The sequence below is a fragment of the Bradyrhizobium sp. 521_C7_N1_3 genome (assembly GCF_052075975.1).
Taxonomy (GTDB): Bacteria; Pseudomonadota; Alphaproteobacteria; order Rhizobiales; family Xanthobacteraceae; genus Bradyrhizobium; species Bradyrhizobium japonicum.
In genome coordinates this window covers 4,720,395-4,746,346 of the sequence record NZ_CP197232.1, presented here as the reverse complement: position 1 = coordinate 4,746,346, position 25,952 = coordinate 4,720,395, and the positions used below count along the sequence as shown (strand labels likewise).

Genomic DNA, 25,952 nt, shown 5'->3' with positions numbered 1-25,952 from the left:
TCTCTCCGTGAAGTAAAAAAGCACAACCTGATCTGTGGGTTGCGAGGGCCGCCTTATACACAGCCCGGTCCCCCGCCGCCAGTTGTAAATCCATTTCGCACTGCAAACCCTTGCGGCGAAAGCCGAATTCGCATTTGCTGAGGGTCGGCAAGGAAACCGGCAGGACATTGGCTGCCCATGGACACGGCGCGCGACGACGTTTTCATCGACGAGATCACCTTCCCGGCGACGGACGGGTATCCGCTGGCCGGCACCCTGTTCCTGCCGCGCGGCACCAAGCGCCATGCCGTGCTGATCAACTCCGCCACCGCCGTCCCGCGAAAGATCTATCGCGGCTTTGCCTCCTACCTCGCCCATCGCGGCTGCGCGGTCCTGACCTACGATTATCGCGGCATCGGCGATTCCCGGCAGCCGGCGATGGTCGGCTACAACCAGCGGAAATCGCTGGTCGGATTCAGGGCCTCGATGTCGGACTGGGCCGCGCAGGACGTCACCGCCGCGGTGCGCTGGATGCGCGAGCGCTACACCACCCTGCCGCTCGCCTATGTCGGCCACTCCTTCGGCGGCCAGGCGCTGGGACTGATCGAAAACAACGGCGACATTTCACGCGCCGCGTTCGTGGCCTCGCAGGCCGCGACCTGGCGGCTGATGGCGTCGCCGGAAAAATATCGCGTCTACGCCTTCATGAATTTCGTCGGTGTGCCGCTCGTCCACGCGCTCGGCTACGCGCCGGCCTGGGCCGGCATCGGCGAGGATCTGCCCAAGGGCGTCTTCCTGCAATGGGCCGACTGGGTCTCCAGCCCGCGCTATCTGTTCGACTCCAAATTGCCGGCGCTGGAGAACTTCGCAAAGTTCAAGGGCGAGCTGCGCGCGCTCTGCTTCTCCGACGATCCCTGGGCGACGCGGCCCGCGGTCGAGCTGCTCGCGAGCGGCTTCTCCGCGATCAAGCCGGAGGTGCTGAGGGTCAAGCCGTCCGACGTCGGCGCCAAGGCGATCGGCCATTTCGGCTTCTTCCGCCCCGAGCACCGCGACACGCTGTGGCGCGGCGTGGCGGAATGGATCCAGGGGGAGTGACATTACGCGGCCGCCGCGGGCAGCTTGATGACGATCCGCAATCCGCGTCGTTCGCCCTCCGTTATGTTCGCGGCGTCGATCGTTCCCCCAAGTCGATCGACAATCCGCTTGACGATCGAGAGGCCCAGACCGACGCCCTCGCCTTCCGGCCGCTGCCCACGGAAGAACGGCTCGAATATCCGGCCGATCTCGTCGGGGGACACGCCCGGTCCATTGTCCTCGACCCGAAGCACGGCCATGGCGCCGTCCCGGTAAATCGCCACATCGATCCTGCCGCCCGCCGGCGTGAAACGGAGCGCGTTATCGAGGAGATTGCGGATCATGGCTGCGAGCATGACCGGCTCGCCGCGCACCGGAACAGACTCGGCCCGTTCGAAACCAAGATCGACGCCGCGGCTGATCGCCTCCCGCAAGAGATCGGCGATGACGCTCTTCGCCGCGTGATCGAGCTCCACGACCTCCCATTGCCCGCAATCGGTGGACGCAGCGTCGTGTTGCGCCAGCGCAAGCAACTGCTCCAGAAGATGCTTGCTGCGACTCATGCCCTGCCGAAGCGCTGCAAGGCGCTCGAGCGCGGCCGGTGGCAGTTCGACGTGATCGAGATTCTCAGCCTGTACGCTCAACGCCGTGAGCGGCGTGCGTAGTTCGTGCGCGGCGTCCGCGATAAACCTTCGCTGCTGCCCTATCATCTCGTGCATGCGCTGCAACAGGCCGTTGATGGAAGACACGAACGGATTCAGTTCGCTTGGGAGGTCGCGAAGCGGCAGGGCCGTCATGTCATCTGCACGCCGTGCGTTGAGTTCGTCCGCCAGCCGGACCATGGGCCGAAGCGATCCGGCAATGACAAAGGCGATCACCAGCATCAGGCAAGGGATCAGCACTGCGATCGGAAGCACGGTGCGGAGCGCCATGTCACTTGCGATCTCATCCCTGACCCCCGTGCTTTGGGCCACGGCAAACCGGCTGCCGTCGGATCGCGTCCTCAGCACCACCCGAACCGGCTTTCCCTGTCGCGTTGCATCGCGCATCCCATCCTGAAGCCGCCACAACTGGCGCTCCTCGGATGTGCCTTGCGGCGCCCTGCCCAGCTCCATCAGCCAGACTTCGGAGTTTTCATCGACCCCATGGAGGTCCTGAGCTCCGGTGAAGCCACCGCTCTGAGCGAGGCCCGCGATCTGGATCAGCACGGAGTCCTGCGTCTCGATCGCCTCATCGAATGCCCACCGGTGTGCGAAGACGCCTCCGATGAGGCCGGTCACCAGCACGATCGTCGTCAAGCTGATGAACAGCCGGCCGCGCAGCGAGTTGATCATGGTGCGCGATCCACCATCCATCCCATCCCGCGCACGTTACGGATCGCCTCCGTACCGAGCTTCTTTCGGATGGTGTGGATCAGGAATTCGACCGCGTTGCTTTCGATCTCCTCGTTCCAACCGTAAAGCTGCCGCTCGAGTTCGCTCCGCGACAGGATGGTGCCGGGGCGCGTCAACAAGGCCTGGAGCAGCGCGAACTCGCGCGCGGTCAGGAGGGCCGTTTGGCCGCACAGCGAAGCCTCGCGGGTCGCGGGATCGAGACTGAGCTTGCCGTTGCCAAGCATAGCGGGCGCACCGCTGCCTTCGCGGCGAAGCACCGCCCGCATCCGCGCCAGCAATTCACGTATCTCGAACGGCTTGACCAGATAATCGTCGGCGCCGAGATCGAGGCCTTCGATCCTGTGATCGACGCCATCCCGCGCGGTGACGATAATGACCGGGCACCTGCAGCCATTCGCGCGCAACTGCCGCAGGATATCCCGACCGTCCGCGTTCGGCAGGCCGAGATCGAGCAGCAGCACCTCGTAAGACTCGGCCGAGGCGGCAAGCAGCGCGGACTCGCCGTCTCTCACCCAGTCGACGGCGTAAGCGGCATCCTTCAGCGCCTGCTCGACGGCGGCACCGACCATCCTGTCGTCTTCGATCAGCAAAACCCGCAAAGCTCGATCCTCGAAACCGCCGGGCCATCCGGCCGTCAAAATCATGACCATTCCGACTTAGCGCAGAGTTAGGGAGCGCCAGCAGGCCCAAAATGCGGCGAAGGCCGCCCCGCATTGAAAATTCCGGTCCCTAAGCCCGGCCTAAGTCGCCTGCGCGACGGTCTCGCATCGCTTCGGCTTTGGGAGATTTGGGCGTGTCGCAATATTCAGGTTTTGGCGCAAGACGGATGCTGAACAAGGTTCCGGAGGTCACGGCGATCTTCTGGGCCATCAAGATTCTCTCGACCACGGTTGGCGAGACCGGCGCCGACTATCTCGCGGTGCATGTCGGCCTCGGCGCGAGCCTGACCGCGATCTGCATGAGCGGCCTGCTGGTCGCAGCCCTGCTGCTGCAACTGAACCGCCGCGTCTACGTGCCCTGGATCTACTGGCTGACCGTCGTTCTCGTCAGTATCGTCGGCACGCAGCTCACGGATCTCCTGACCGACAAGCTCGAGATCAGCCTCTACATTAGCACAACGGCGTTCGCTTGCGCGCTCGCCGCGACCTTTGCGGTCTGGTACGGCGTCGAGCGCACGCTGTCGATCCACAGCATCGTGACGACGCGGCGCGAGCTATTTTACTGGACGGCAATCCTGTTCACCTTCGCGCTCGGCACGGCCGCAGGCGATCTTGCCACCGAAGCACTTGGTCTCGGTTTCCAGCTCGGCGTCGCCGCCTTCGGCGTGCTGATCGCGGCGGTGATGATGGCCTATTACTTCGGCGCCAATCCCGTCCTCGCCTTCTGGCTTGCCTACATCCTGACCCGTCCGCTCGGCGCCTCGCTCGGCGATCTGCTCTCGCAATCGCGCGAGTACGGCGGCATCGGCCTCGGCACGATCCAGACCAGCATCGCCTTCCTGACCGTGATCGTCGGCCTCGTCGCCTGGGTGACCTTCGAGGGCGACGGCAGGCGCCGTGCCGATCCGGCGCAATAGCTTCAACCGCGAAATCCCGCTCCCTGCATGAAGCAGGAGCTCCACCAGGAGAAACCACATGATGAAACTGATTTCCGCCGTCGCCGTCTGCCTGCTGACGACCTTCACGGGCGAACCGCACATGCACGCGAGCCAGCACTTCACCTTCGTGCCGCTCGCAGAAGCCGCGACCGTAAAGCTAGGCGATCTCACGCCATTCCGGAGCATCGTGGTCGACGTCGCCGCGCTGATCGACAAGGGCGACCTCCCCGCCGCCAAGACAAGGATCAAGGACCTCGAGACCCAATGGGACGAGGCCGAAGCCGGATTGAAGCCGCGCGCTGCAGCCGATTGGCACACCGTCGACAAGGCGATCGACCGCGCGCTGGAGGCGCTGCGCGCGCGCGCGCCGGATGCGGCGAAGTGCAAACAGGCGGTCGCTGATCTGCTCGCGGCCATGGATACCGCGGCGAAGTCCTGACGCCTCTGCGCGCCATCAACCCGTCAGCCGCGGATCCCGGTCCGCGGCTGACGTATCAACGAGGACACCATGGAAGACCAGACCAAAAGCAACATCATCAGCGAAAGCAAGGTCCCCGAGGTCACGCTCGGTTTCTGGATCATCAAGATCGCCGCCACCACGCTCGGCGAGACCGGCGGCGACACCGTCACCATGACGTTGAACTGGGGCTATCTTGCCGGGACCTGCCTGTTCCTCGCGGCCATGATCGTCCTGGTCGCGGCGCAGGTCCGCGCGCGCAAATTCCATCCGGCACTGTATTGGGCCACCATCGTCGCATCGACCACCTTCGGCACCACGATGGCTGACTTCGCCGACCGCTCGCTCGGCATCGGCTATACCGGCGGCTCGACGCTGCTGCTCACTTGCCTCGTGCTGGTGCTCGGGCTCTGGTATCGCGCCGAGGGAACGATCTCGGTCAACAGCGTCAGCACGCCGCGCGTTGAGGCGTTCTATTGGGGCGCGATCACCTTTTCGCAAACACTGGGTACTGCGCTCGGCGACTGGATCGCGGATACCGGCGATATGGGCTATCGCGGCGGCGCATTGATCTTCGCGGCCGGGCTCGCCGTTATCGCAGCACTTTACTTCTGGACTCGCGTCTCACGCGTCACGCTGTTCTGGGCCGCCTTCATCCTGACGCGTCCGCTGGGTGCGACCGTCGGCGACTTTCTCGACAAGCCGCTCGACCACGGCGGCCTGGCGCTGAGCCGGCCGCTGGCCTCGGTCGTGATCGCAGCCTTTATGCTGGTGTGCCTGCTGCTGATTCCGCAACGCGCGGGGCAGCATCCCGGCGACACTCCGGCGCCGAAGCGAGCCTGAATGGCCGAACGTTAGCGGATGATCGTCGTCAGCGACGAGTAGCGCCGGTTCGGCTTGGCCTCGCCCGGCGCAAACTGCGCGAAGGCCTCGCTGACGCGGACCGCCGGCGGCGTGTCGCTGGCGAAGCGGAATTCCTTCGGCCGCGGCGCGTAGAAGCTGGCGCTGTAATAGGCGTCGTCGAAACGCGCCTCGCCGACGCCGAACAATGCGTCGCAGACGAACAGGAGCGCGTAGACTCCCGCAACCGCCACAACGATCTCCCTGAGAACAGACATGCCGATGCCCCAACCTTTGGCAGGCAGGATGCACGCCGGTTCCAAAGCTGAGGTTTAAGGCAACAGCCTTCTTGTCCGCAGGGTTTGCCGCCACTGAGCGGAATGCAGACAATTTTATCGATGTCGAAAAAGAGCCCGCCTGACCGAGATCAGGCGGGCCCAGGATTGGCCGATCGGGAGGTTAATCAGACGGCCAGATTCATCCAAACAGCCTTCGGCTCGGTGAAATTGTCGAGCGCGGCGGTGCCGTGCTCACGGCCGAGGCCGGAGTCGCGCTCGCCGCCCCAGGGCAGGCGCACGTCGGTGTAGCCATAGGTATTCATCCAGACCGTGCCCGCGCGCGCCCGCTTGGCGAAGCGCTGGAGCTTGCCGATGTCGCGGCTCCAGACGCCGGCGGCGAGGCTGTAAGCCGTGCCGTTGGCAATCCTGAGCGCGTCGGCCTCGTCCTTGAACTTGATGACGCTGACGACGGGGCCGAAGATCTCCTCCTGCGAGATCCGCATCTCGTGCGCGACGCCTGCGAACACCGCGGGGCTGATGAAATAGCCGCGATCTCCGACTTTCTCGCCACCGGTGACGAGGGTCGCGCCCTCCTTTTGGCCGATGTCGACATAGTCGAGGATCGACTTCATCTGCTTCTCGGAGATGACGGGGCCGAGCGCCGTCTTGCGATCGAGCGGATCGCCGATCCTGAGCGACTTTGCGCGCGCAGCCAGACGCTCAACGACTTCGTCGTAAGCCTTCTCCTGCACCAGCACGCGGGAGCCGGCCGAGCAGACCTGGCCGGCATTGAAGAAGATGCCTGAGGCCGCAGCCTTGGAGGCCGCTTCGAGATCGGCATCGTCAAAGATGACGTTCGCCGACTTGCCGCCGAGCTCGAGCGAGACGCGCTTGAAGTTGCTGGCCGCGCCCTTCATGATTCCACGGCCGACGCCGGGCGAGCCGGTGAAGGTCACCTTGTCGACATCGGGGTGATTGACCAGCGCGTCGCCGACGACACGGCCCGGCCCGGTGACGACGTTGAAGACGCCCGCCGGCAGGCCGGCTTCGAGTGCAAGCTCGGCGATGCGCAGCGCCGACAGCGAGGTCAGTTCGGCCGGCTTCATCACGATGGTGCAGCCGCAGGCCAGCGCCGGCGCCAGCTTCCACATGCCGATCATCAGCGGGAAATTCCACGGCACGATTGCCGCGACCACGCCGACCGGCTCGCGCACGGTATAAGTCAACGCATCGTCACGTACCGGCACGACGTCGCCGCTGATCTTGTCGGCCCAACCGGCGTAGTAGATCAGCGTGTCGACCGCGGCCGGAAAGTCCTGGCGCATCGTCGCGGAGATCGGCTTGCCGGCATCGATCGACTCGAGCTCGATGATTTCTTCCGAGTGCTGCTTGAGCAGGTCCGCCCAGCGCAGCAGGATCTGGCCGCGCTCCGACGCCCGCATCGTGCGCCAAGGGCCTTCGAATGCCCGGCGTGCGGCTGCCACGGCGTGCTCGACATCGGCCTCGCCGCCTTCGGCCACGACGGCGATGACCTGCCCGGTGGCGGGATTGAGGGATTTGAAGGTACGGCCGGAGCTGGCGGGGACGCGGCGGCCGTCGATGAGCAGATGCTGCGGCCGGGCCATGAATTCGGTGGCCTGCGAATGCGCAAAGTCATATGCAATAGACATCATATTTCCTCCTGTTCTGGTATACCAGACTAGGCGCCTATCGGCTGGAGTAAATATGATATGATTTGCAAATGGACGCCCCACATATGAAGCGTAGTTCATAAGGAGGCCGAATGCTTCAGATCGAGATCGAGGCCGTCTGGCGATTTCGCCATGAGGGCAGCCCGCGCACCGCGGTCGTCATGCTCGGCGTGCTCAACGAAATCCGGAAGACCGGAAAGATCACGAGCGCGGCCAGCGATGCGCACCTGTCCTACCGGCACGTCTGGAATCTGATCGAGCAATGGTCGGAGTTCTTCGGAACCCCGCTGGTCGAAACCCAGCGCGGCAAGGGCTCGAAGCTCACGCCGTTCGGCGAGCGGCTGGTGTGGGCCGGCGAGCGCATGCAGGCCCGGCTCGGGCCGCAGCTCGAAAACCTGGCGCAGGAGCTGGCGAGCGAGATCAAGCCGTTCCTCGAACAGCGCCCTTCGGTGATCCGCGTTCATGCCAGCCACGGCTTTGCCGTGGCAAAGCTGCGCGAATTCCTCGATCGCGAGCCCGGCATCGGCGTCGATTTGCGCTATGTCAGCAACCAGCATTCGCTGGTCGCGCTGGCGCAGGGCGCCTGCGATCTCTCGGGCCTGCATCTGCCGCACGGCGCGTTGCGCGCGCAAGGCATCAAGGCGGCGCGCGAATGGCTCGATCCGCGCGAGGATCGCATCATCAGTTTCGTCACGCGCGAGATGGGGCTGATGGTCGCGCGCGGCAATCCGCTGCGCATCGCCTCGCTTCAGGATCTCACCGGGCCAAAAGTCCGCTTCGTCAACCGCGACCATGATTCCGGCACGCGACTGTTATTCGACCAGCTGCTTGCCGCGAACGGCATCGACGAGAGCAGGATCAACGGCGCGCAGCAGATCGAGTTCACCCACGCCGCCGTCGCGGCCTATGTCGCGAGCGGCATGGCCGATGCGAGTTTTGGCGTCGAAGCGGCCGCCCGCCACTTCGGCCTCGATTTCATCCGCATCCTCACCGAAGATTATTTCTTCGTCTGCAAGCGTGCCTTCCTCGATACCGGGCCGATGCGGCGCATCCTGGAGATCATGCGCAGCGCCGATTTCCGCGCCGCCGTCGCCACCCTGCCCGGCTACGTGCCGTCGGATACCGGCAACGTGACCGGCGTGAAGGCGTTTCTGGAGATGCACGCCGTGCGGTGATGCCGCATGCCGCATGCAGGCCATGCGCGCGGCAGACCCGGCCCGGAACCGTCTGGACGAGGCCCGGCATCCGTTATATCTATCCGGATATAGCGGATGCCGTCGAAAGACCCCGCGCAACAGGGTTTTGTGGATGTTTCAACGCCGCCGATCTGCCGTCGCGCTCCGTCACGTGGCCTTCGAGGATATCGGCCTGCTGGCGCCGATCATGGAACGCGAGGGCTGGAACGTGTCGTTCTGCGAGGCGCCGGTCGACGATCTCAGCCATTCCTCGATTGGGGATGCCGATCTGCTGATCGTGCTCGGCGGCCCGATCGGCGTCTACGAGACCGAGAGCTATCCGTTCCTCACAAGGGAAATTGATCTCCTGGAGCGCCGCCTTGCGCAAGGCCTGCCGACGCTCGGCATCTGCCTTGGCGCGCAGCTGATGGCAAAAGCGCTCGGCGCCCGCATCTATGCCGGCGGCGTGAAGGAGATCGGCTGGGGATCGGTCACACTGACGGATTCCGGCCACGCCTCCAGCCTGAACCCGCTCGCCGAAGGCGCGCCGGTTCTGCACTGGCACGGCGACACGTTCGATCTCCCTGACAACGCCGCGCGGCTCGCCTCGAACGAAAACTACGAGAACCAGGCGTTCGCGTTCGGCAACAATGCGCTGGCGTTGCAATTTCACCTCGAAGCCGATCCGCGGCAGCTCGAGGAATGGTATGTCGGCCACGCCGTCGAGCTCGCGTCTGCCAAGATTTCGGTGCAGGAGCTTCGCGCCAGGACGGCCGAGGTCTCAAAGACCGTCGCACGCGCCGCCGACCACGTGTTCACGACATGGCTCGGCCAGGGAAACGCCGCAGGCAAAACCGCACAAGCAAGGTGAAGAACAATGGCGGAATATCCTCTGATCGAACTCTACATCGACGGACAATGGAAGCGCGCCAGCGGACCGCCGATTATCAATCCCGCCGATGAGAGCGTGCTGGGCACCGTCCCCACCGCCACCAAGGTCGATCTCGACGATGCGCTCGCCGCCGCCGAGAAGGGTTTTGCGATCTGGCGCAGCACCGCGCCCGCCAAGCGCGCGCAGATCATCCTGAAGGCGGCCGCCCTCATCCGCGAACGCGTCGATGTGATGGCGGCCGCGATGACGCTCGAACAAGGCAAGCCGATCGAACAGGCCAAACTCGAAATCCTGCGCGGCTGCGACATCATCGAATGGGACGCGACCGAAGGCCTGCGGCTCTATGGCCGCGTGATCCCGAGCGAGCCGGGCATGCGCCACACCGTGCTGCGGCAGCCGATCGGCCCGGTCGCGGCGTTCTCGCCGTGGAATTTCCCGATGAGCTCGCCTGCCCGAAAAGTGGCGGGCGCCCTCTCCGCCGGCTGCTCGATCATCCTCAAGGCCTCCGAAGAAACGCCCGCCGGCGCATTGCAGCTCGTGCGCGCCTTCCACGATGCGGGCCTGCCAGCCGGCGTACTCAATCTCGTGTTCGGCAATCCCGCCGAGATCTCGGAATACCTCATCCCGCAATCGCGTATCCGGCTGGTCACCTTCACCGGCTCCATTCCCGTCGGAAAGCATCTCGCCGAGATGGCCGGCCGCTACATGAAGCCGGCGATCATGGAGCTCGGCGGCCACGCGCCTGTGATCGTCTGCGACGACGTCGATCCCGTCGCAACCGGCGCCGCCTCTGCCATCGGCAAGTCGCGCAATGCCGGTCAGGTCTGCGTCGCTCCGACGCGGTTCTTCGTGCAGGAGAAGATCTACGAGCAGTTCTCGCAATCCTTCGCCGAGCGCGCCAGCCAGCTCAAGCTCGGCAACGGCCTCGATCCCTCGACGCAGCTCGGGCCGCTTGCCAACTCACGCCGGATCGACGCGATGGAAACGCTGGTCGCGGACGCCAAGGCCAAGGGCGCGCGCGTGCTCGCCGGCGGGCAGCGCATCGGCAATCGCGGCTATTTCTTTCCGCTCACGGTGCTTGCCGACCTGCCCGATGATGCCCGCGCCATGAACGAGGAGCCGTTCGGCCCGCTCGCGCTGGTCAATCCGGTCAAGACGCTGGATGAGGCGATCGAGAAGGCCAACGCGCTTCCCTACGGCCTGGCCGCCTACGCGTTCACGCGCTCGGCGAGCAATGCCGAGCGCCTCGCCGAGAGCGTCGAGGTCGGCAACCTCTCGATCAACCATTTCGTCGCCTCCGTCGCGGAGACGCCGTTCGGCGGGGTGAAGGACAGCGGTTACGGGCGTGAAGGCGGCACCGAAGGCTTGCAGTGCTACACCGTCGTCAAGAACGTCTCGCACAAGACGCTGTAGGGATGCTCATGCAGGACACCGCACCACGCCACCAGGACGGCAGCGCCGGCGATGCCAATTACGGCGCCATCGGCAAGGGCTATGTGAATTTCCGTCGGCCGGACCCGCGCATCGCGGAACTGATCGATGCGGCGCTCAGCGAGGCCCGCACCATCCTCAATGTCGGCGCGGGCGCCGGCTCCTACGAGCCGGTCGGCCGCACGGTGACGCCGGTCGAGCCGTCGCAATCGATGCGGGCGCAGCGACCGGCGCATCTTCCCGCGGCGATCGATGCCGTCGCGGAGAAGCTGCCCTTCGAGGACGCCACGTTTGGCGCGGCCATGTCGACCTTCTCGGTGCATCAATGGAAGAACCTGAACGCCGGCCTCTCCGAGATGCGGCGGGTGACGCGCGGCCCGATCGCGATCATGACCTGCGCCCCCGACGAGCTCGATCGCTTCTGGCTCAACGCCTATTGCCCGGAGGTGATCGCGGTCGAGGCTGTGCGCTATCCGGCAATCCGCGATATCGCGGAAGGCCTCGGCGGCACAACGGATGTCCTGCCCGTCCCGATCCCGCTCGACTGCACCGACGGTTTCAACGAGGCCTATTACGGCCGCCCCGAGATGCTGCTCGATCCGGCCGCGCGGCTCGCCTGCTCGGCCTGGAGCTTTGTCGCCGACGACGTCGTACGGCGTTTCGAAGACCGCCTCGGCAATGATCTCGTGTCGGGCCGCTGGGACGCGCGACACGGGCACTATCGGCAGCATCCGACCTTCGTCGGCTCGCTCAAGCTGATCGTCAACCACATCTGACCCGGCGCGGCACCTTATTGCCGAGCGCTCGGACTCAGCAGGCAGGCCGCAAGCTCGGTGCGGTTGTGCACGCCGAAGCGTCGGCACAGGTTCGCGACGTGCTCCTTCACGGTCTGATCGGAAATCCCCATCTCGCGGGCGATTTCCTTGTTGGTCTGGCCGCGGCAGACCCGGATGGCGACGTCCGCGGACCGCGGCGGAAGCGATGCCGAGAGCGTCGGCACCGGCGTCGCCGCCGGCTCAGGGACCCGGATTGCGGCAGGATGGACGTCGATCGCGCCCGCGTTCGTCATGTTGGTCAAAGCGAGCGAACCGGCCCGACACAGCATCTCCATGCGCTGCCGCGACCGCATCGTGTAGGGCGCGTCCGTATCGGTCGTCGCCGTAAACAGCACGCCGACGATCTTCTGTCCGCACCACAACGGGCCGCCCATGTTGTACGCAAAGCCCCACTCGTGGAGCATCTCGAAGGACGGACTGTGCCGCCATTGCTGCGGACCGATCACCGTTTCGCCGTCGACCGCGCGGCCTTGGGTCATGATGCAGTCGAGCACGGGGTCGCGCTTCCAGAAGCCGGCCCTGTAATTGTCGAGCAGGCCTTCTGCGACGTGCCGGCTGTAGACCAGTTCCGGTTCGAGCCCGTCGAGCAAATAGAGGCCGACGGTCGGCGATCCCGTCAATTCCGTGATCGCCGAGCAGCAGGCAATGCCAAGCGCGCGCACCGAGCGGCTCTCGGCGATGGACATCAGCCGATCTGCGAGCTGGCGCTCGGGCAGACCATCCAAATGCTCCTGCTCGGCTCTCACCGCCACTCCTCGCGCGAACGCGGGGCGCCCTCGGACACACGCGCGTCATTGCCGATTGTTATAGGCTTAAAATTTCTGCCTCGCCTGATCTTTGGTCAAGCGAAAAGAAGCGGCAAAAGGCTGCTCTCCCGGCCCAGCTTTGCGGCAGAGCAGCATGGCCAACACCCCCCATGATGGGGGATTGCTGTTTTGGCCGCCTCATCTCTAGCATCCGGGCCATCGGGATCGCGTAACGACGTTCGCGCGGTTCCGACGGGGACATTTCGACACCAACGCGAGCCGTTCGTCGCGCGCACCAACAGTCATTGGCGCGTGTGGGCGGAGTCTTGCCTGCGACCGGCGTCTGTTCCGCCCGACCCAGATCTTCGCGTCCAGCAGCGTTGCGCGAAGAACCAACAGCCCGACGTGGAGACACCGACCATGAGCCCTTCCGTGCAACTCGCCGTAAAATCTTCCCCGACCCCGACGGTGGCCGAGTTCCATGCGCGCCTCGACGCGCTGCTACCGCTGGTCGAATCCAGGGCCGCGGAGGCCGAGGCACAGGGCTATCTGACTGACGACGTGGTGGCGGCGCTGCGCAAGGCCGGCATCTACACCATGCTGTTCCCGAAGGAGGTCGGGGGCGCCGAGCTTCCGCCTTACGACGCCATGACCGTGATCGAGCGGCTCGCTTACGCACACGCCTCCGCCGGCTGGTGCGTCATCGGCAACAACATGGAAGGCACGACGCTCGCCATCTACATCGAGGACGAAGGCATCAAGAAAGTCTTCGCGGGCGGGCCCGACATCACAATTGCCGGCAACGGCGTGCCGCGCGGCTTCGCCCGACCGGTCGATGGCGGTTACATGATCCGCGGCAACTGGGCCTATGGCAGCGGCATTCAGCACGCCGAGTGGGTCCATTCAGGCTGCTTCGTCACCGACGCATCCGGCAAGGACATGGTGTTCGGCCCGAACGGCCAACCCAAGATCGTCGTCACCCACCATCCGCGCGCGACCATCAAGTTGATGGGCAATTGGGACGTGCTCGGCCTGCGCGCGACGGGAAGTTTCGACTACACTTTGAGCGAGGGCGACGAGTTGTTCGTGCCCACGCACATGACCTACGATTTTGACATTGGCGCGCCGCGCCGAGGTGGTGTGCAGGGTGCACTGGGGTTGGCAGGCTACAGCGCCTGGGCACATTCCGCCTGGGCCGTCGGTGTCGGCCGCCGCATGCTCGACGAACTCGTCAAGGTGATCGTCCAGCGCCAGGATCCATTCGGCAAGTCGCGCGACAGCGCGAGCTTCAAGTTCCAGTTCGCGCAGGCCGAAGCTCGTTTCCGCGCAGCACGCGCGTTGGTCCACGAAACCTGGAAGGACGTCTCGGAGACTTGCGCCGGCGGTGAAAGTCCGTCGCTGGAGCAGATGACGATGATCAAGCTGTCATTGCGCCACGTCCACGACGTTCTGTCGGACGTCGCCACCTTCGCGCATCGCGCCGCCCGCGGCGCCTCGCTGCACAACACGCCGATGCAGCGGTTCTATCGCGACATCCATTCGGGCACCCAGCACATCCTGATGGCCGACCAGATCGTCGAAGAGTGCGGCCGCGCGCTGCTCGGCCTCCCCGGCCCTGGTGCGCAATGGACGGTCTTCGGGGTGACGGGCTGAGCAAGCGACCAGACACGAGGGCGTCGAGGTGAGGACATCCCGCATCGTTGGCTTCTGCGGCAATAGTTGGCGCCCGGCGAAGTCGCGCATGCTGGTGGAAGCCGTCGCTGCCGATCTTCAGGCGCAGCATGGACTGAAGACCACCGTCCTCGACCTTGTCGATGCCGGTTCCGGCATCGCGGGCTTCACCCGAACCGCACTCGATGACAATGCGCGCGCCGTCGTCGAGGTCATCGAACAGGCCGATGGCCTCGTGATCGGATGCCCGGTGTTCCAGGGCTCTTATCCCGGATTGTTCAAGCACGTATTCGACTTGATCGAACCCAGCGTGCTGCGCAATCGCCCGGTGCTGCTTACCGCGGTCGGTGGCGGCCTGCGCCACTCGCTGGTGGTCGAGCACCAGCTCCGCCCGCTGTTCGGCTTCTTCGAAGCCTGCACCGTTTCGACGGCGATCTACGCCAGCAGCGGCGAGATCGTACCGGGCGAGCCGCTCGCACCGATGACGGCCGCGCGGCTCGCCAACGCCGTCGAACAATTCGCCTCACTTCTCAGCGGTCGCCAGGAGGCCGCCGCATGACTCACCAACGCCCGGCTCTGCCGCCTTCAACCGGAGATGACCATGCTTGATACCGTCAAACCCTCGCCGGATCTGACCGGCTTCTCCCGCGCGGAATATACGATCAACCGTGTGCGGACCGTCGTCCACAGCATCGGAAGCGGCCCGGCGCTGGTGTTCCTGCACGGCACCGGCACCTTCACCGGCTTCGAGATGGCGCGCGATTGGGCGAAGCGGCACACGGTCATCATCCCCTATCATGCGGGCTTTGGCGACTCCGGCAACGCCGAGACGATCGACACCGTCGAGGATCACGTTCTCCACTACATGGATCTGTTCGACAAGCTTGGCCTTGAGCAGTTCGACCTCGCCGGGTTCTCGCTCGGCGGATGGCTTGCCGCGGAGTTCGCGATCCGTCAGCCGCATCGGGTCCGCAAGCTGGTACTGGTTGCGCCCGCCGGTCTTGTGGTCGGAAGCGCGCCTGCGCCCGGATTGTTCGAGATCGCACCGCAAGAACTGCCAGCCTATCTCGCGCACGATCCGGCCGCGGCACTCCGTTACTTTCCCAAGGCGCCCGATCCGGCCTTCGACGCTCAGCTTGGCCGCGAGGTCACGGGCTTTGCCAAGCTGATCCGCAGCGAACCGCAGGGCAATCCCAAGCTCGCGCACTGGCTGCATCGGATCACGATGCCGACGCTGGTGCTGTGGGGGGCCGCAGATCGCCTGCGCCCGACCGCCCAGGCAGATGCCTGGAAAGCAGGGCTCCCCGACGCACGCGTGACGCTGGTGCCGGCGACCGGTCATCTCGTGTTCGAGGAAACGCCGTCTTCCGCACACTACGTCACCGATTTTCTCGCCGATTGATCCGCACACAACAGAGGACACCACCATGATCGAGATGCCTCCGGGCGTGACCCCCGCCAAAGAAGGCTTTGGCAACGTCATCTGGAACATTCTGGGCCAGACCTACACGCTGAAGCAGCATTCCGAGGCGTCGATGGCCTGGCATGCCGTGTTTCCGGATGGCACCTTCGTGCCGCCGCACGTGCATCCGACCCAGGATGAATTCGTCTATGTGCTGAGCGGCCGCTACGACCTCTGGCTCGATGGCAAGGACTTTGTCGCCAAGGCCGGCGACCTCGTCCGCATGCCCAAGGGCATCCCCCACGGCATTTTCAACAAGTCGGGTGAAACCGCCACCAGCCTGTTCTGGGTCGCACCGACGCGGTCGCTGAAAGAGCTGTTCGAGCGCATCCACAATCTCCCCGATCCGCAGGAGGTCGTACGACGTGCCGCCGAACACGAGGTCAACTTCCTGCCGCCGCCCGCCTGAGGCCACGCCGATTCCGTCGACACGCAAACCGCGAGAACCGATGATGACCATGCTGACAACGACTTGGACGTCCATCTCCGAGAACGACCGCCGCCGGATAGCCCGGTGGCAAAAAGGCATGCTGACGCTCGCCATCCTCTGCGAGATCTTTCTCGCCGCCGACTGGTATGCCTTCGCAGCCGTACTGCCATTCGTCTCCGAGAGCCTCAAGCTCAATCCCGCCGAGGCGGGACTCGCCCAAGGCATCTTTGCGCTGACCTACGGCATCGGCATGGTCGTCTGGTCGCCGGTCAGCCGGTCGATGACGGCGCGCAACATGCTGCTGATCGGGCTTGCGGGCACTGGTATCGGCATGGTGCTCCAGGTGTTCGTGCAAAGTTACACGCAGCTCGTGATGCTCCGGCTCGTGATCGGCTTCTTCGACGCCGGCATCTTCATCGGCAACATGAAGCTGATCTTCGGCTGGTTTCCGCAAAGTCGGCGTGGCTCGGTGGTCGGCATCATCCTCGCCGCCTACAGCCTCGCCATCACCATGGATTTCGCGCTCGGCATTCCCCTGACGATTGCGACCGGTTGGCGGACCTTCTTCGCCGTGCTGGCAATCGGCACGCTGCTCGTTGCAGCCGTCGACGCGCTCGTCGTCCGCAACAATCCGCGCGAGCTCGGCATCGACGGTTTCACCTGGGGCAACGAAACGCCGCAGGAGCACCTGCCGCTCGGCGAGATCTTCCGCTCGAAATGGATCGCAGTCGGCGGCTTCGGCATCGTGGCCTGCACCTTCGCGATCGCCGGCACCGCCACTTGGGTGGTGCCGGCCTTCATCACCGTACAGCACATGCCGCCGGAAGCCGGCGCTGTCATCGGCACCGTCATGGGGTTGTCGCAGGTGCTGTTCCTGGTGATTGGCGGCTACATGTCCGATCGGCTCGGCAAGCCCTTCATGATCAAGCTCACCGCATGTCTCGCTTTCCTGACCGCGCTGATGTTCCTGTGGAGCGTGGTCACACCGATGTCGTTCTCGATGCTGGTGCTGTTTGCAGCACTCAGCGGTATCGCGCTGCTCGGCGGCGGCGCTATCTTCGCCCTGCTCAGCGAAAAATACTCCGACGCGCTCGCACCGGCCGCGATTGGATACGCCGAGGTATTTGGCATCTTCTCGGCCTTCGTGGCGCCCTGGATGATGGGCGCCGTCATCAACGCCTCGGCCGGCTCGTTCACCGGCGCCTTCATTGCTTTCGCGGTGGTCGAGCTCATCATCGTCGGGCTTTTGATGATCCTCGCCCGCGAGGACGTCAGTCAGGGCGCGGTGGTCGGAAGCCCCGCGGAATAAGATGCAGCGATCAAGGGCACGGGGCTGAAGCCCGTGCCCTGGGGACCCCGACAGAGGTCCATCTTTTGGGAAATCAGGCGCCCTCACCTTGTCCGCGACGGGCAAGAGTGGCAATCTTGCAAGGCAGAGCCCAAGAGACCCCATCATGTCGCGCGCGAGCGCCAAATCCCTCCCCCAGCTGAGCCTTCGTATCGACCTCGACGGCGAGGATCGGATCGGGCCCGGCAAGATCGAGCTTCTGGAGCAGATCCGCGAGCACGGCTCGATCTCGGGGGCCGGCCGGGCCATGGACATGTCCTACAAGCGCGCCTGGGATCTGGTCGACGAGATCAACCGCATCTGCGGCCATGCCGCGGTCGAGCCGCAGGCCGGCGGCAAGAACGGCGGCGGCGCGATGCTGACGCCGTTCGGCGAGAAACTTGTTGCGCGCTACCGCAAGATCGAGCGCGACGCCGCCCGCGCGGTGCACAAGGAGCTGGAAGCGCTCAGGAGCGACATCGCCCGTTCGCGGAAATCGTGAGCGCGCGGGCGCGCATGGGCCGGGAGCAACCCGGCCGCTGGCGGCTCGCTAGCGCATCCAGCGTGGCAGGGGCAGATTTTTCTTGCGCAGGAATTCCGGGTTGAACAGCTTGGATTGATAGCGCTGCCCGCCATCCGCGAGGATGGTGACGATGGTCTTGCCTGGACCGAGGTCGCGCGCAAGTCGCATGGCTCCAACGATATTGATCGCGCTTGAGCCGCCCAACACCAGCCCTTCATGCTCGATCAGGTCGAACAGAACAGGCAAAGCTTCCTCGTCCGTAATCTGATACGCCGTATCGATGGGCGTCCCTTCGAGGTTCCTGGTGACACGGACTTGCCCGATCCCTTCGGTGATGGAGTCTCCCTCTGTCGTCAGCTCGCCTTTGGTGAACCAATTGTAGAGCGCGGCCCCCATGGGATCGCTGAGCGCGATCTTGATGCCGGGATTTCGCTCCTTGAGGGCCCGCGCGATCCCACCCAAGGTACCGCCGCTCCCAACGGCACATGTGAAGCCGTCGATTCTTCCATCCGTCTGCCGCCAAATCTCAGGACCGGTCGTGCGATAGTGCCCCTCCCGATTGGCGACGTTATCGAACTGATTGGCCCAGAACGCACCGAGCTCCTCGGCGAGCTGACCGGAATAGCGCGCGTAATGACCCGGATTGGAATAGGGTACGGCCGGCACCAGCCGCAGGTCGGCACCGCACAGCCGCAGCATGTCCTTCTTCTCCTGACTTTGCGTATCAGGCATCACGATCACGCTTCGATAGCCGCGTGCATTCGCCACGAGCGCTATGCCGATTCCGACATTGCCGGCTGTTCCTTCGACGATGACGCCTCCCGGCCCAAGCTTGCCGCATCGCTCGGCATCGTCGATCATGGCCAGCGCAGCGCGATCCTTGATCGAGCCTCCGGGATTGAGAAATTCGGCCTTGCCATAGATCTCGCAACCCGTGGCCTCCGACGGCATTCGCAGCCTGATCAATGGCGTGTTGCCGATAGCGTCCAGGAAACCCGTTCGAACATCGCTCATCGCTTGCCCACCTCCACGCGCCCGCAACTTTAGGCTGGTGAACAGGCAATGCGATTCTCTAGTTCAGGCAACGCGTGCAATATTTGAGGCGTTCGACCGGCCCAACCGGCAATTCCATTCCTAGGCGGTGTTTTGTTTGCGCCTTTTGCCCAAGCCGCTAGTTCGGCCGCACCGACATTTCCGGCATCGGCTGGGTCAGGGCTTCGCCGAGCAGGCTCTGCTCGGCTTTCGGGATCGAGAAGCGCACCTTGAAGCCGTCCTCGGTCTGAAGCGTGATGATGCGCTGGGTCGTATCGGTCGCCTGCTCGATCGCCCAGGACGCCAGCGGATAGGCGTAGCGCAGGCTCTGGTCGCCGTAGCGGGCCTTCAGCGCCGCCTCGAGCAGTCCGGGCAGCGTCATGATGAGGGCGCCGACCTGGTTGAGCGAGACGCTGACCGCGGCGGGGTTGCCCGCCAGATCCTCGAAGCCCAGCGAGATCGCGCCGCCGTCGGACGCCACCTCGCAGGTCGTGAGCTGCCTCACCTTGATTTCCATCGCCCGTCCCGGAACACGGTTCGCTATATTCATCACGATATATCGATATGTCCACCCGCGTCCAGCCCTGCTTTTCTGGAATTGATCGAGCCGGCCGCCATGGTCGGCCCGGCGAAGTCGTGATATATAGTTCGATATAACGAGGCCCGAACGGCCCGTTTCTGCAAGGGAGCGCAAAGCCAATGAGTGACTACAATCTTCTCATCGACGGCAAGATGGTGCCCGGCGACCAGACCATGCCGGTTCTCAATCCCGCGACCGAAGAGGTGCTGGCGCAGTGTCCGCGCGCCTCGAAGGCGCAGCTCGATGCCGCCGTCGCCGCGGCGAAGGCCGCCTTCCCGGCCTGGGCCGCGACCCCGATGGCGGAACGCCGCAAGCTCGTGAACAAGATGGCCGACGTCATCGAGGCCAATTCGGGCGAGCTCGCCCACATCCTCACCAGCGAGCAAGGCAAGCCGCTTGGCGACGCCACCGGCGAAGTTTTGGGGATGGCCGCGTTCTTCCGCTACCTCAGCTCGCTCGAATTGCCGATGAAGGTGATCGAGGATTCCGGTGACCGCAAAGTAGAGGCCTATCGCCGCCCGCTCGGCGTCGTCGGCGCCATCATTCCCTGGAACTATCCGCTGCTCATCCTCAGCTTCAAGCTGCCGTCTGCGCTGCTCGCCGGCAACACGCTGGTGGTAAAGCCGGCGCCGACCACGCCGCTCGCGACCCTGCGCTTCGCCGAGCTGATCAAGGACGTCCTGCCGAAGGGCGTTCTCAACTTCATCACCGACGCCAACGACCTCGGCGGCGAGATGACCAAGCATCCTGATATCCGCAAGATCTCGTTCACCGGTTCCTCCGCCACCGGGCAGAAGGTGATGGCGAGCGCGGCGCAGACGCTCAAGCGCATCACGCTCGAACTCGGCGGCAACGACGCCGGCATCGTGCTCGACGATGTCGATCCGAAGAAGGTCGCACCCGGCATCTTCGAGGGCGCGTTCCAGAACTCCGGCCAGGTCTGCCTCGCCATCAAGCGGCTCTATGTCCACGAGTCCGTCTATGACGAGCTCTGCAACGAGCTGGTCGCGATCGCCAAGAGCACGGTGGTCGACGACGGCGCCAAGCAGGGCACCAAGCTTGGGCCGCTGCAGAACAAGATGCAGTACGAGAAGGTGAAGACGTTCCTCGAGGACGCCCGCAAGAACGGCAAGGTGGTCGCCGGCGGTTCGGCGATGGACCGTCCCGGCTATTTCATCGAGCCGACCATCGTGCGCGACATCCAGGAAGGCTCCAAGCTGGTCGACGAGGAGCAGTTCGGCCCCGTGCTGCCGCTGATCAAATATTCCGACAAGAACGACGCGATCCGCCGCGCCAACGCCACCACTTACGGCCTCGGCGCGTCGGTCTGGTCGTCCGACATCAAGCGCGCCCACGAGGTCGCAACGCAGCTCGAGTCCGGCACGGTCTGGATCAACAAGCACCTCGACATGGCCCCGCACATCCCGTTCGGCGGCGCCAAGCAGTCGGGCATCGGCACCGAATTCGCCGAGGAAGGTCTCGCCGAATTCACCCAGCTCCAGATCATCAACGGCCCGCCCGCGGCCTGATTGGAAAATCGGGGCCGCGGCGGAAGCGTCGCGGCCCCAATTCTCTGCCGTCAAACGGAAGCCGACCATGTTCGATGCGCAATGCGACCTCGCCGCCCTCGTCTACGAGGCGCATCAGGACCCCGACACGGTCCTGCGCAACTTCGCAGCGGATCTGAACGCGCGTGGCTTTCGCGTCGTCGGCATGGTTCAGGCCGGCCAATGCGCGGATTCGAGCCTGTCGGCGGTGCTGCTTCACAGCGGCGAGACGCTCCTGCTCGCGCAGGATTTCGATCCGGACGCGCGCGGCTGCCGTCTCGATCTCGCGCGGCTGCAAAATGCGGGGATGCGGATCGCGGACGCGCTCGCGCATGGCGCCGATCTCGTCATCATCAACCGCTTCGGCAAGCGCGAGCGCGACGGCAAGGGCCTGTCCCATCTGATCGAACGCGCGCTCGACGCCGACATTCCCGTGGTGATCGCGGTTGGCAGAGACCATTTCGCCGACTGGATCAAGTTCGCCGGCGGCATGAGCGTCAGGCTCGGCTGCGAGCGCGACGCGCTGGAGGCGTGGTGGCACGCCATCACGGCCGTAGATGCCCAACCCTGTAACGGATCGCATCTGACGGTTTGCGAGATTCTCAAATAGCTGCTCAGACCACCGGCTCGTCCTTCAACACCGAGATCACCTGCTCGCCCTGCGCGGTCAGTCGGTAAGTCACCAGCGGCCGGCTCGACGGCGGCTTGCGCGCGATCTCGACGATGTAGCCCCGCACCATCAGCGCTTCGAAACTGCCGTAATAGCCGAACATGCTGATCTGGGTCTGCTTGAGCAGCTTGAACTCGCGCAAGAGGCGGATCTCGTTGCCCGAGAGCAGCGACCGGCGCACGCGCTGGACGAACCGCGCGCGCTGTTCGAACCAGGCTTGATCAGGCAGTTCGTGCAGGGCCGGTGCCGGGTCGCGTTCGCAGGGACGCATATCCGGCGGAGTAGCGGCGGACACCGGAGGCATGGTGCCGATAACCGCATCCCTGGCGCCGTCGAGCAACGCGATCGGCCAGCGCCGCTTGTTGTCCACCATCACAGGCGCCGGCACGACGTTGTCGCGCACCAACTGCTCGAACCGGCCGGCGGTCACGCCGACATAGGCAGCCGCGCGGCGGCGATCGACCAGGCGCGCGTCCCGCGCCACGGGCTCACAAACAATGCTCTCGTCCACCCCAAATCCCCTGGCGCCTCGTTGCGCAAAGCATGGCGGTCCCCGGCGGGACCAGCCAAGCCGGCCGCGAACCTAGGTGGGACAGGCGCGCTCGAAAAGCAGAGAATTTCGCACATGTTGATGCCGTTTCGGCAACGGCTATAGTCCGGTTGGGGGTCCCATGCGATTTCACTCACCGGCCATCCAGTACTTCCACGCCGTCCGCCGCACCGGTTCGATCCGGGCCGCTGCGCGCGCCCTCAACGTTGCCTCGTCGGCCGTCAGCCGCCAGATTCTTAAGCTTGAGCAAGAGGTTGGATCACCCTTGTTCGAGCGCAATGCGCGCGGCCTCACGCTGACGACGGTCGGCGAGATGCTGGCCCGGCATGTCATGAACGTGCTCCAGGACCTCGACCGCTTCCGCTCGGACGTCGCGTCCCTCTCCGGCGCCTGGCATGGCACTGTCAGCATCGCCTGCATCGAGTCGCTCACAGAGTCGGTGTTGCCGGACCTGATCGCCTCGCATCGCGGCCGGGCCCGACGCGTCAGCTTCGCCACCGAGGTGAAGGGATCGTCGGACGTGCTGGAGGCCCTCAGCCGCGGCGAGGCCGACATCGGCGTCGCCATGGCGCTCCGCCATCCGCCGGACCTTCGCCAGGTCGCATTGAAACGATTTCGCCTCGGCGCGGTGGCCGCGCGCGAGCATCCGCTGGCGCGCCGCAAGACGGTCACGTTGGCCCAATGCCTCGCCTTCCCCGTCATCCACGCACTGCCGGAACTGTCGATCTATCATTTGCTCCAGCCGCTGATCGCTCAGCTCTCGGAGACGCCGGAGCCGGCGATCCAGGCCAACTCGATCGACCTGATGCGCGAGCTCGCTGCACGCGGCGTCGGCGTCGCGTTCCAGACGCAGCTCGGCATCGGACGGCTGTCGCGCGACAGCCAGCTCGTGTTCCTGCCGCTCGACAATGCCGGCAGCCCGGTCTGGTCGGACCTCGGCATCTATGTCCGCGCCGAGCGCACCCTGCCCGCCTACACCGAGTCATTTCTTCAAGAGCTGGTGCGCGAGCTCGGCGAGCGCGAGCGACGGGAGAACGCGGCCTATCCGCAAGTCGCGTGATGAAGTCTGGCAGTAGTTTCCCGGAATATGGCCGACGGTCGGGCCTCTGATACGATACGCCTCTGCGGCCTCAACCCGCTCACCCCCGACATGCCCTGGGATCCCCGAAATGCCGGTCCGTCGGCTAAAACCATCGCGCGTCCTCGGCGTCGAGCGCTTCTCGGATTTCGACGAATTTCGCGCCAACGAGGTGCTCGGTCTCGGCACCAGCACGCCGCTCCGTCCGCGGGAATTCTCGCTGTCTCGCGCCATCCTGCCGCTCCGCGACGGGCTCTTCGTGCTCCAGCGCTCCTTTTCACGGCGGTATGAGGCCGAGATCGGCACGGACAACGGCGTCGGCCTCGTTATTCCCCTCACCTTTCACTCCATCGCCAATGGCCGCGAGGTCGAGAGTTCGACGATCGCCGTCATGCGCGGCAAAACCCCCGTCAGGGCGATCGAGCATCATCCCAACACTTATCTGATGCTGCGCTTCAACTCGGACATGCGCCATCGCGGCTGGGCGGACTTCGACCCCCGCCTCGCCTATGTGCGCGCGCAGGACGATCCGATGGCGCGCCTGCGCGCGGCTATCGTGGAGATGTTCTCGCTGGCTTCGGCATGCAACGATCCCCGGCAGTTCGAGGCGCTCTACCGCCCGATCCAGGAAACGCTGCTCGCCGGCCTCGACGCCACGCTGCTGCCGGCAGGCGCACGTACCGCCCGCCCCGGTTCATTCGACAAGCACCGCAAGCTGATCGCGCATCTCGACGACGTCGTTGCGTTGTTCGGCAGCAAGCCACTCTACAGCGACGACCTCGCCGCCGCGCTCGGCGTGTCCGTGCGCACCCTCCAGGTCGCGACGCACGCGGTGCACGGCGTGAGCCTGCACCACTATCTGCGCCTCAAACGGCTGTGGGCCGTTCGCGTCCAGCTCATGACCGGGGGCGATGGCTTGGCCGTCAAGGCCGCCGCGCTCGGCAATGGCTTCTGGCACCTGGGCGACTTCTCCAGGAGCTACAGACTGGCCTTCGGCGAAGCGCCGTCCGAGACGCTGGCGCGCGGACGGCATCCGTTGCATCTGGCCATCGGCGCCTGATCGAGCGGACCGCCCCTCAGGCGTGACCGTTCTCCTTGCGCTGCCCGCTCTCGCTGAGGCGGTCGACCCAGGCGATACCGATCGCGGAAATGATGAAGGTCAGGTGGATCAGCACCTGCCACATCACGCCGGACTCGGTGAAATTGCTGCGCGTGGTGCCGAGATTGCCGGCCTCGATGAAGGTCCTGAGCAGCGAGATCGAGGAAATGCCGATGATCGCCATCGCGAGCTTGATCTTCAGCACGCTGGCATTGACGTGGCTCAGCCATTCCGGCTCGTCCGGATGACCGTTCAGGTTCAGGCGCGAGACGAAGGTCTCGTAGCCGCCGACGATCACCATCACCAGCAGGTTCGAGATCATGACGACGTCGATCAGTCCGAGCACGACCAGCATGATCTGCTGCTCGCTGGCGTCGAACGAGTGCGCGACCAGGTGCCAGAGCTCCTTCAGGAACAGCAGCACATAGACGCCTTGCGCGACGATGAGGCCGACATAGAGCGGCACCTGCAGCCAGCGCGAGCCAAAGATGAGTTGGGCGAATGGGCCGATTTTCGGTCGCGGCCCGGCGTGCGCCGAAGGTGCTTTGCGTTCAGACGTCATGGATCACTCCGGATTGCAGGCAGGACTTGTCGCCTCAGAGACTCGCGATGACGGGGGCGAGCTCGAGCGAACCGCGATAGATCATCTCGAAGGCGACGTAAACGATGATGGCGAGACCGACATAGGCGATCCAGCGCTGCTTCTGCAACACCCGGCCGAGCAGATCGGCGGCGACACCCATCATCGCGACCGACAGCAACAGTCCGAACGCGAGGATGTAGGGATGCTCGCGCGCGGCGCCTGCGACCGCGAGCACGTTGTCGAGCGACATCGAGACGTCGGCGGCGACGATCTGTAACGCCGCCTGCCCGAAGGTCTTGCGCGACGCCGGTGCGCTGCCCGCGCCGCCACCATGGCTCAAGGAGAGCTCGGTATGCGCGGCCTGCTCGCGCAGCTCGCGCCACATCTTCCAGCACACCCACAGCAGCAGCACGCCGCCGGCGAGCAACAGACCGATCACCTGCAGGAGCTGGGTCGCGACGCCGGCGAAGACGATACGCAAGGCGGTGGCGGCGACGATGCCGACGACGATGGCGCGGCGGCGCTGCTCGGCCGGCAGGCCGGCGGCGGCAAGGCCGATGACGACTGCGTTGTCGCCGGCGAGCACGAGGTCGATCAGGATGACCTGGAGCAGCGCGGTCAGCGCGTCGGCGGTGATGAATTCAGTCATGATTGATCATTTTTCGATGCAGACGGATCGAGCCATTGCGGCTTCTTCCGCTCGACCCAATCCAGGACCCTGGAGCGCGAGGCGCGCAACGCCGGGACGTCTTCGGCGAGCAGTGCGAGGCCGAGCGGCAGCATCCAGATTCCGAGCACCGGCAGGAAGGAGAGCACGCCGCCAACGATGAGCAACGCGCCCGAAGGGATCCTCACCCAGCGGCTGGACGGTTTGAGCAGATAGGTGACGGTGTCGCCCATACGCGGCGGCAGGCGACGGACGAGCTTGTCGAGACGCGGGTCGCCACCGGCCATCTGGCCGGTGGTGACCACGTTTCCCGCCGTACGCTCGTCCGATGCTGCACTCATGC

Annotated in this window: 29 protein-coding genes; 18 read left to right on the top strand and 11 right to left on the bottom strand. The window is 65.0% G+C overall.

Features of this window, described 5'->3' with window-relative positions; genetic code table 11:
- Positions 1 to 177: 177 nt before the first annotated feature.
- Positions 178 to 1,074, top strand: a complete 897-nt coding sequence (locus AB7008_RS21805; RefSeq protein WP_304493818.1) for an alpha/beta hydrolase family protein — start codon at positions 178 to 180, stop codon at positions 1,072 to 1,074.
- Between the two features lie 2 nt (positions 1,075 to 1,076).
- Here the strand turns inward: AB7008_RS21805 and AB7008_RS21800 are convergent, their stop codons facing one another.
- Both AB7008_RS21800 and AB7008_RS21795 read right to left on the bottom strand, forming a co-directional pair.
- Positions 1,077 to 2,387: an ATP-binding protein gene (locus AB7008_RS21800; RefSeq protein WP_441259515.1), complete on the bottom strand. Its 1,311-nt coding sequence runs from the start codon at positions 2,385 to 2,387 to the stop codon at positions 1,077 to 1,079.
- On the bottom strand, positions 2,384 to 3,046 hold the full coding sequence (locus AB7008_RS21795; RefSeq protein WP_441261229.1) for a response regulator transcription factor: 663 nt from the start codon (positions 3,044 to 3,046) through the stop codon (positions 2,384 to 2,386). Before AB7008_RS21795 ends, AB7008_RS21800 begins: the two co-directional genes overlap by 4 nt.
- A gap of 227 nt (positions 3,047 to 3,273) precedes the next feature.
- On the opposite strand from AB7008_RS21795, the gene AB7008_RS21790 reads away from it, so the two are divergent.
- The 3 genes from AB7008_RS21790 to AB7008_RS21780 all read left to right on the top strand — a co-directional run bounded on the left by AB7008_RS21790 (position 3,274) and on the right by AB7008_RS21780 (position 5,344).
- Positions 3,274 to 4,023 (top strand): COG4705 family protein, encoded by a 750-nt coding sequence (locus tag AB7008_RS21790; protein ID WP_028159366.1) that lies wholly within the window; start codon positions 3,274 to 3,276, stop codon positions 4,021 to 4,023.
- 121 nt (positions 4,024 to 4,144) lie between these two features.
- The gene (locus AB7008_RS21785; protein ID WP_304494172.1) at positions 4,145 to 4,483 is read left to right on the top strand and encodes a hypothetical protein; all 339 of its coding nucleotides are present in this window, start codon (positions 4,145 to 4,147) and stop codon (positions 4,481 to 4,483) included.
- A 69-nt stretch (positions 4,484 to 4,552) separates the two neighbouring features.
- Entirely contained in the window at positions 4,553 to 5,344 is a 792-nt protein-coding gene (locus AB7008_RS21780; protein ID WP_304493815.1) for a COG4705 family protein, read from the top strand.
- 11 nt (positions 5,345 to 5,355) lie between these two features.
- On the opposite strand, the gene AB7008_RS21775 is transcribed toward AB7008_RS21780, so the two are convergent.
- On the bottom strand, positions 5,356 to 5,619 hold the full coding sequence (locus AB7008_RS21775) for a hypothetical protein (protein ID WP_028159369.1): 264 nt from the start codon (positions 5,617 to 5,619) through the stop codon (positions 5,356 to 5,358).
- A gap of 185 nt (positions 5,620 to 5,804) precedes the next feature.
- Entirely contained in the window at positions 5,805 to 7,289 is a 1,485-nt protein-coding gene (locus tag AB7008_RS21770; protein WP_304494171.1) for an aldehyde dehydrogenase family protein, read from the bottom strand.
- 113 nt (positions 7,290 to 7,402) lie between these two features.
- Here AB7008_RS21770 and AB7008_RS21765 point away from each other — a divergent pair, with 113 nt between their 5' ends.
- The 4 genes from AB7008_RS21765 to AB7008_RS21750 all read left to right on the top strand — a co-directional run bounded on the left by AB7008_RS21765 (position 7,403) and on the right by AB7008_RS21750 (position 11,584).
- Positions 7,403 to 8,485, top strand: coding sequence for a substrate-binding domain-containing protein (locus AB7008_RS21765; protein ID WP_304493814.1), 1,083 nt, complete (start codon positions 7,403 to 7,405; stop codon positions 8,483 to 8,485).
- Between the two features lie 133 nt (positions 8,486 to 8,618).
- On the top strand, positions 8,619 to 9,356 hold the full coding sequence (locus tag AB7008_RS21760; RefSeq protein WP_304493813.1) for a glutamine amidotransferase: 738 nt from the start codon (positions 8,619 to 8,621) through the stop codon (positions 9,354 to 9,356).
- A gap of 6 nt (positions 9,357 to 9,362) precedes the next feature.
- Complete coding sequence (locus tag AB7008_RS21755) at positions 9,363 to 10,790, top strand: NAD-dependent succinate-semialdehyde dehydrogenase (protein WP_304493812.1); 1,428 nt, start codon at positions 9,363 to 9,365, stop codon at positions 10,788 to 10,790.
- 8 nt (positions 10,791 to 10,798) lie between these two features.
- Positions 10,799 to 11,584, top strand: coding sequence for a class I SAM-dependent methyltransferase (locus AB7008_RS21750; protein WP_441259514.1), 786 nt, complete (start codon positions 10,799 to 10,801; stop codon positions 11,582 to 11,584).
- Positions 11,585 to 11,598: 14 nt separating this feature from the next.
- Here the strand turns inward: AB7008_RS21750 and AB7008_RS21745 are convergent, their stop codons facing one another.
- Entirely contained in the window at positions 11,599 to 12,390 is a 792-nt protein-coding gene (locus AB7008_RS21745; RefSeq protein WP_014496158.1) for a response regulator transcription factor, read from the bottom strand.
- A gap of 420 nt (positions 12,391 to 12,810) precedes the next feature.
- Between AB7008_RS21745 and AB7008_RS21740 the strand changes: the two genes are divergently transcribed.
- The 6 genes from AB7008_RS21740 (at position 12,811) to AB7008_RS21715 (ending at position 17,782) form a co-directional block, all read left to right on the top strand.
- Positions 12,811 to 14,043 (top strand): acyl-CoA dehydrogenase family protein, encoded by a 1,233-nt coding sequence (locus AB7008_RS21740; protein WP_441259513.1) that lies wholly within the window; start codon positions 12,811 to 12,813, stop codon positions 14,041 to 14,043.
- Between the two features lie 28 nt (positions 14,044 to 14,071).
- Positions 14,072 to 14,620, top strand: coding sequence for an NAD(P)H-dependent oxidoreductase (locus AB7008_RS21735; RefSeq protein ID WP_441259512.1), 549 nt, complete (start codon positions 14,072 to 14,074; stop codon positions 14,618 to 14,620).
- A gap of 42 nt (positions 14,621 to 14,662) precedes the next feature.
- Positions 14,663 to 15,463, top strand: a complete 801-nt coding sequence (locus AB7008_RS21730) for an alpha/beta fold hydrolase (RefSeq protein ID WP_304493808.1) — start codon at positions 14,663 to 14,665, stop codon at positions 15,461 to 15,463.
- 25 nt (positions 15,464 to 15,488) lie between these two features.
- Complete coding sequence (locus AB7008_RS21725) at positions 15,489 to 15,932, top strand: cupin domain-containing protein (protein WP_028159377.1); 444 nt, start codon at positions 15,489 to 15,491, stop codon at positions 15,930 to 15,932.
- Between the two features lie 118 nt (positions 15,933 to 16,050).
- A complete protein-coding gene (locus AB7008_RS21720) occupies positions 16,051 to 17,262 on the top strand; it encodes an MFS transporter (RefSeq protein ID WP_441259511.1) in 1,212 nt (403 codons plus the stop codon).
- Positions 17,263 to 17,407: 145 nt separating this feature from the next.
- Positions 17,408 to 17,782 carry a winged helix-turn-helix domain-containing protein gene (locus tag AB7008_RS21715; protein WP_028159378.1) on the top strand — a complete coding sequence of 125 codons (375 nt, stop codon included), beginning with the start codon at positions 17,408 to 17,410 and terminating at the stop codon, positions 17,780 to 17,782.
- Positions 17,783 to 17,830: 48 nt separating this feature from the next.
- Here AB7008_RS21715 and AB7008_RS21710 read toward each other — a convergent pair whose 3' ends face one another.
- Positions 17,831 to 18,817: a cysteine synthase A gene (locus tag AB7008_RS21710; RefSeq protein ID WP_041957594.1), complete on the bottom strand. Its 987-nt coding sequence runs from the start codon at positions 18,815 to 18,817 to the stop codon at positions 17,831 to 17,833.
- 157 nt (positions 18,818 to 18,974) lie between these two features.
- Positions 18,975 to 19,352, bottom strand: coding sequence for a hypothetical protein (locus tag AB7008_RS21705; protein ID WP_028159380.1), 378 nt, complete (start codon positions 19,350 to 19,352; stop codon positions 18,975 to 18,977).
- Between the two features lie 182 nt (positions 19,353 to 19,534).
- Here AB7008_RS21705 and AB7008_RS21700 point away from each other — a divergent pair, with 182 nt between their 5' ends.
- Positions 19,535 to 20,944, top strand: coding sequence for an aldehyde dehydrogenase family protein (locus AB7008_RS21700; protein ID WP_014496167.1), 1,410 nt, complete (start codon positions 19,535 to 19,537; stop codon positions 20,942 to 20,944).
- 67 nt (positions 20,945 to 21,011) lie between these two features.
- Positions 21,012 to 21,572 carry a DUF2478 domain-containing protein gene (locus AB7008_RS21695; protein WP_441259510.1) on the top strand — a complete coding sequence of 187 codons (561 nt, stop codon included), beginning with the start codon at positions 21,012 to 21,014 and terminating at the stop codon, positions 21,570 to 21,572.
- A gap of 4 nt (positions 21,573 to 21,576) precedes the next feature.
- Here the strand turns inward: AB7008_RS21695 and AB7008_RS21690 are convergent, their stop codons facing one another.
- Entirely contained in the window at positions 21,577 to 22,143 is a 567-nt protein-coding gene (locus tag AB7008_RS21690; protein ID WP_441259509.1) for a hypothetical protein, read from the bottom strand.
- Between the two features lie 160 nt (positions 22,144 to 22,303).
- On the opposite strand from AB7008_RS21690, the gene AB7008_RS21685 reads away from it, so the two are divergent.
- Together AB7008_RS21685 and AB7008_RS21680 are read left to right on the top strand one after the other, a co-directional pair.
- Positions 22,304 to 23,242 carry a LysR family transcriptional regulator gene (locus AB7008_RS21685; RefSeq protein ID WP_441259508.1) on the top strand — a complete coding sequence of 313 codons (939 nt, stop codon included), beginning with the start codon at positions 22,304 to 22,306 and terminating at the stop codon, positions 23,240 to 23,242.
- Between the two features lie 109 nt (positions 23,243 to 23,351).
- Positions 23,352 to 24,320 carry a helix-turn-helix domain-containing protein gene (locus AB7008_RS21680; protein WP_441259507.1) on the top strand — a complete coding sequence of 323 codons (969 nt, stop codon included), beginning with the start codon at positions 23,352 to 23,354 and terminating at the stop codon, positions 24,318 to 24,320.
- Positions 24,321 to 24,336: 16 nt separating this feature from the next.
- Here AB7008_RS21680 and AB7008_RS21675 read toward each other — a convergent pair whose 3' ends face one another.
- Genes AB7008_RS21675 through AB7008_RS21665 form a run of 3 tightly spaced genes read right to left on the bottom strand, consistent with a single transcriptional unit; the run spans position 24,337 to position 25,950 of the window.
- Entirely contained in the window at positions 24,337 to 24,921 is a 585-nt protein-coding gene (locus AB7008_RS21675) for a TIGR00645 family protein (protein ID WP_028159384.1), read from the bottom strand.
- A gap of 34 nt (positions 24,922 to 24,955) precedes the next feature.
- Positions 24,956 to 25,591, bottom strand: a complete 636-nt coding sequence (locus AB7008_RS21670; protein ID WP_038932081.1) for a TerC family protein — start codon at positions 25,589 to 25,591, stop codon at positions 24,956 to 24,958.
- Positions 25,588 to 25,950: a hypothetical protein gene (locus tag AB7008_RS21665; RefSeq protein WP_028159386.1), complete on the bottom strand. Its 363-nt coding sequence runs from the start codon at positions 25,948 to 25,950 to the stop codon at positions 25,588 to 25,590. The genes AB7008_RS21670 and AB7008_RS21665 overlap by 4 nt, the downstream gene beginning before the upstream one ends.
- Between the last annotated feature and the right edge of the window lie 2 nt (positions 25,951 to 25,952).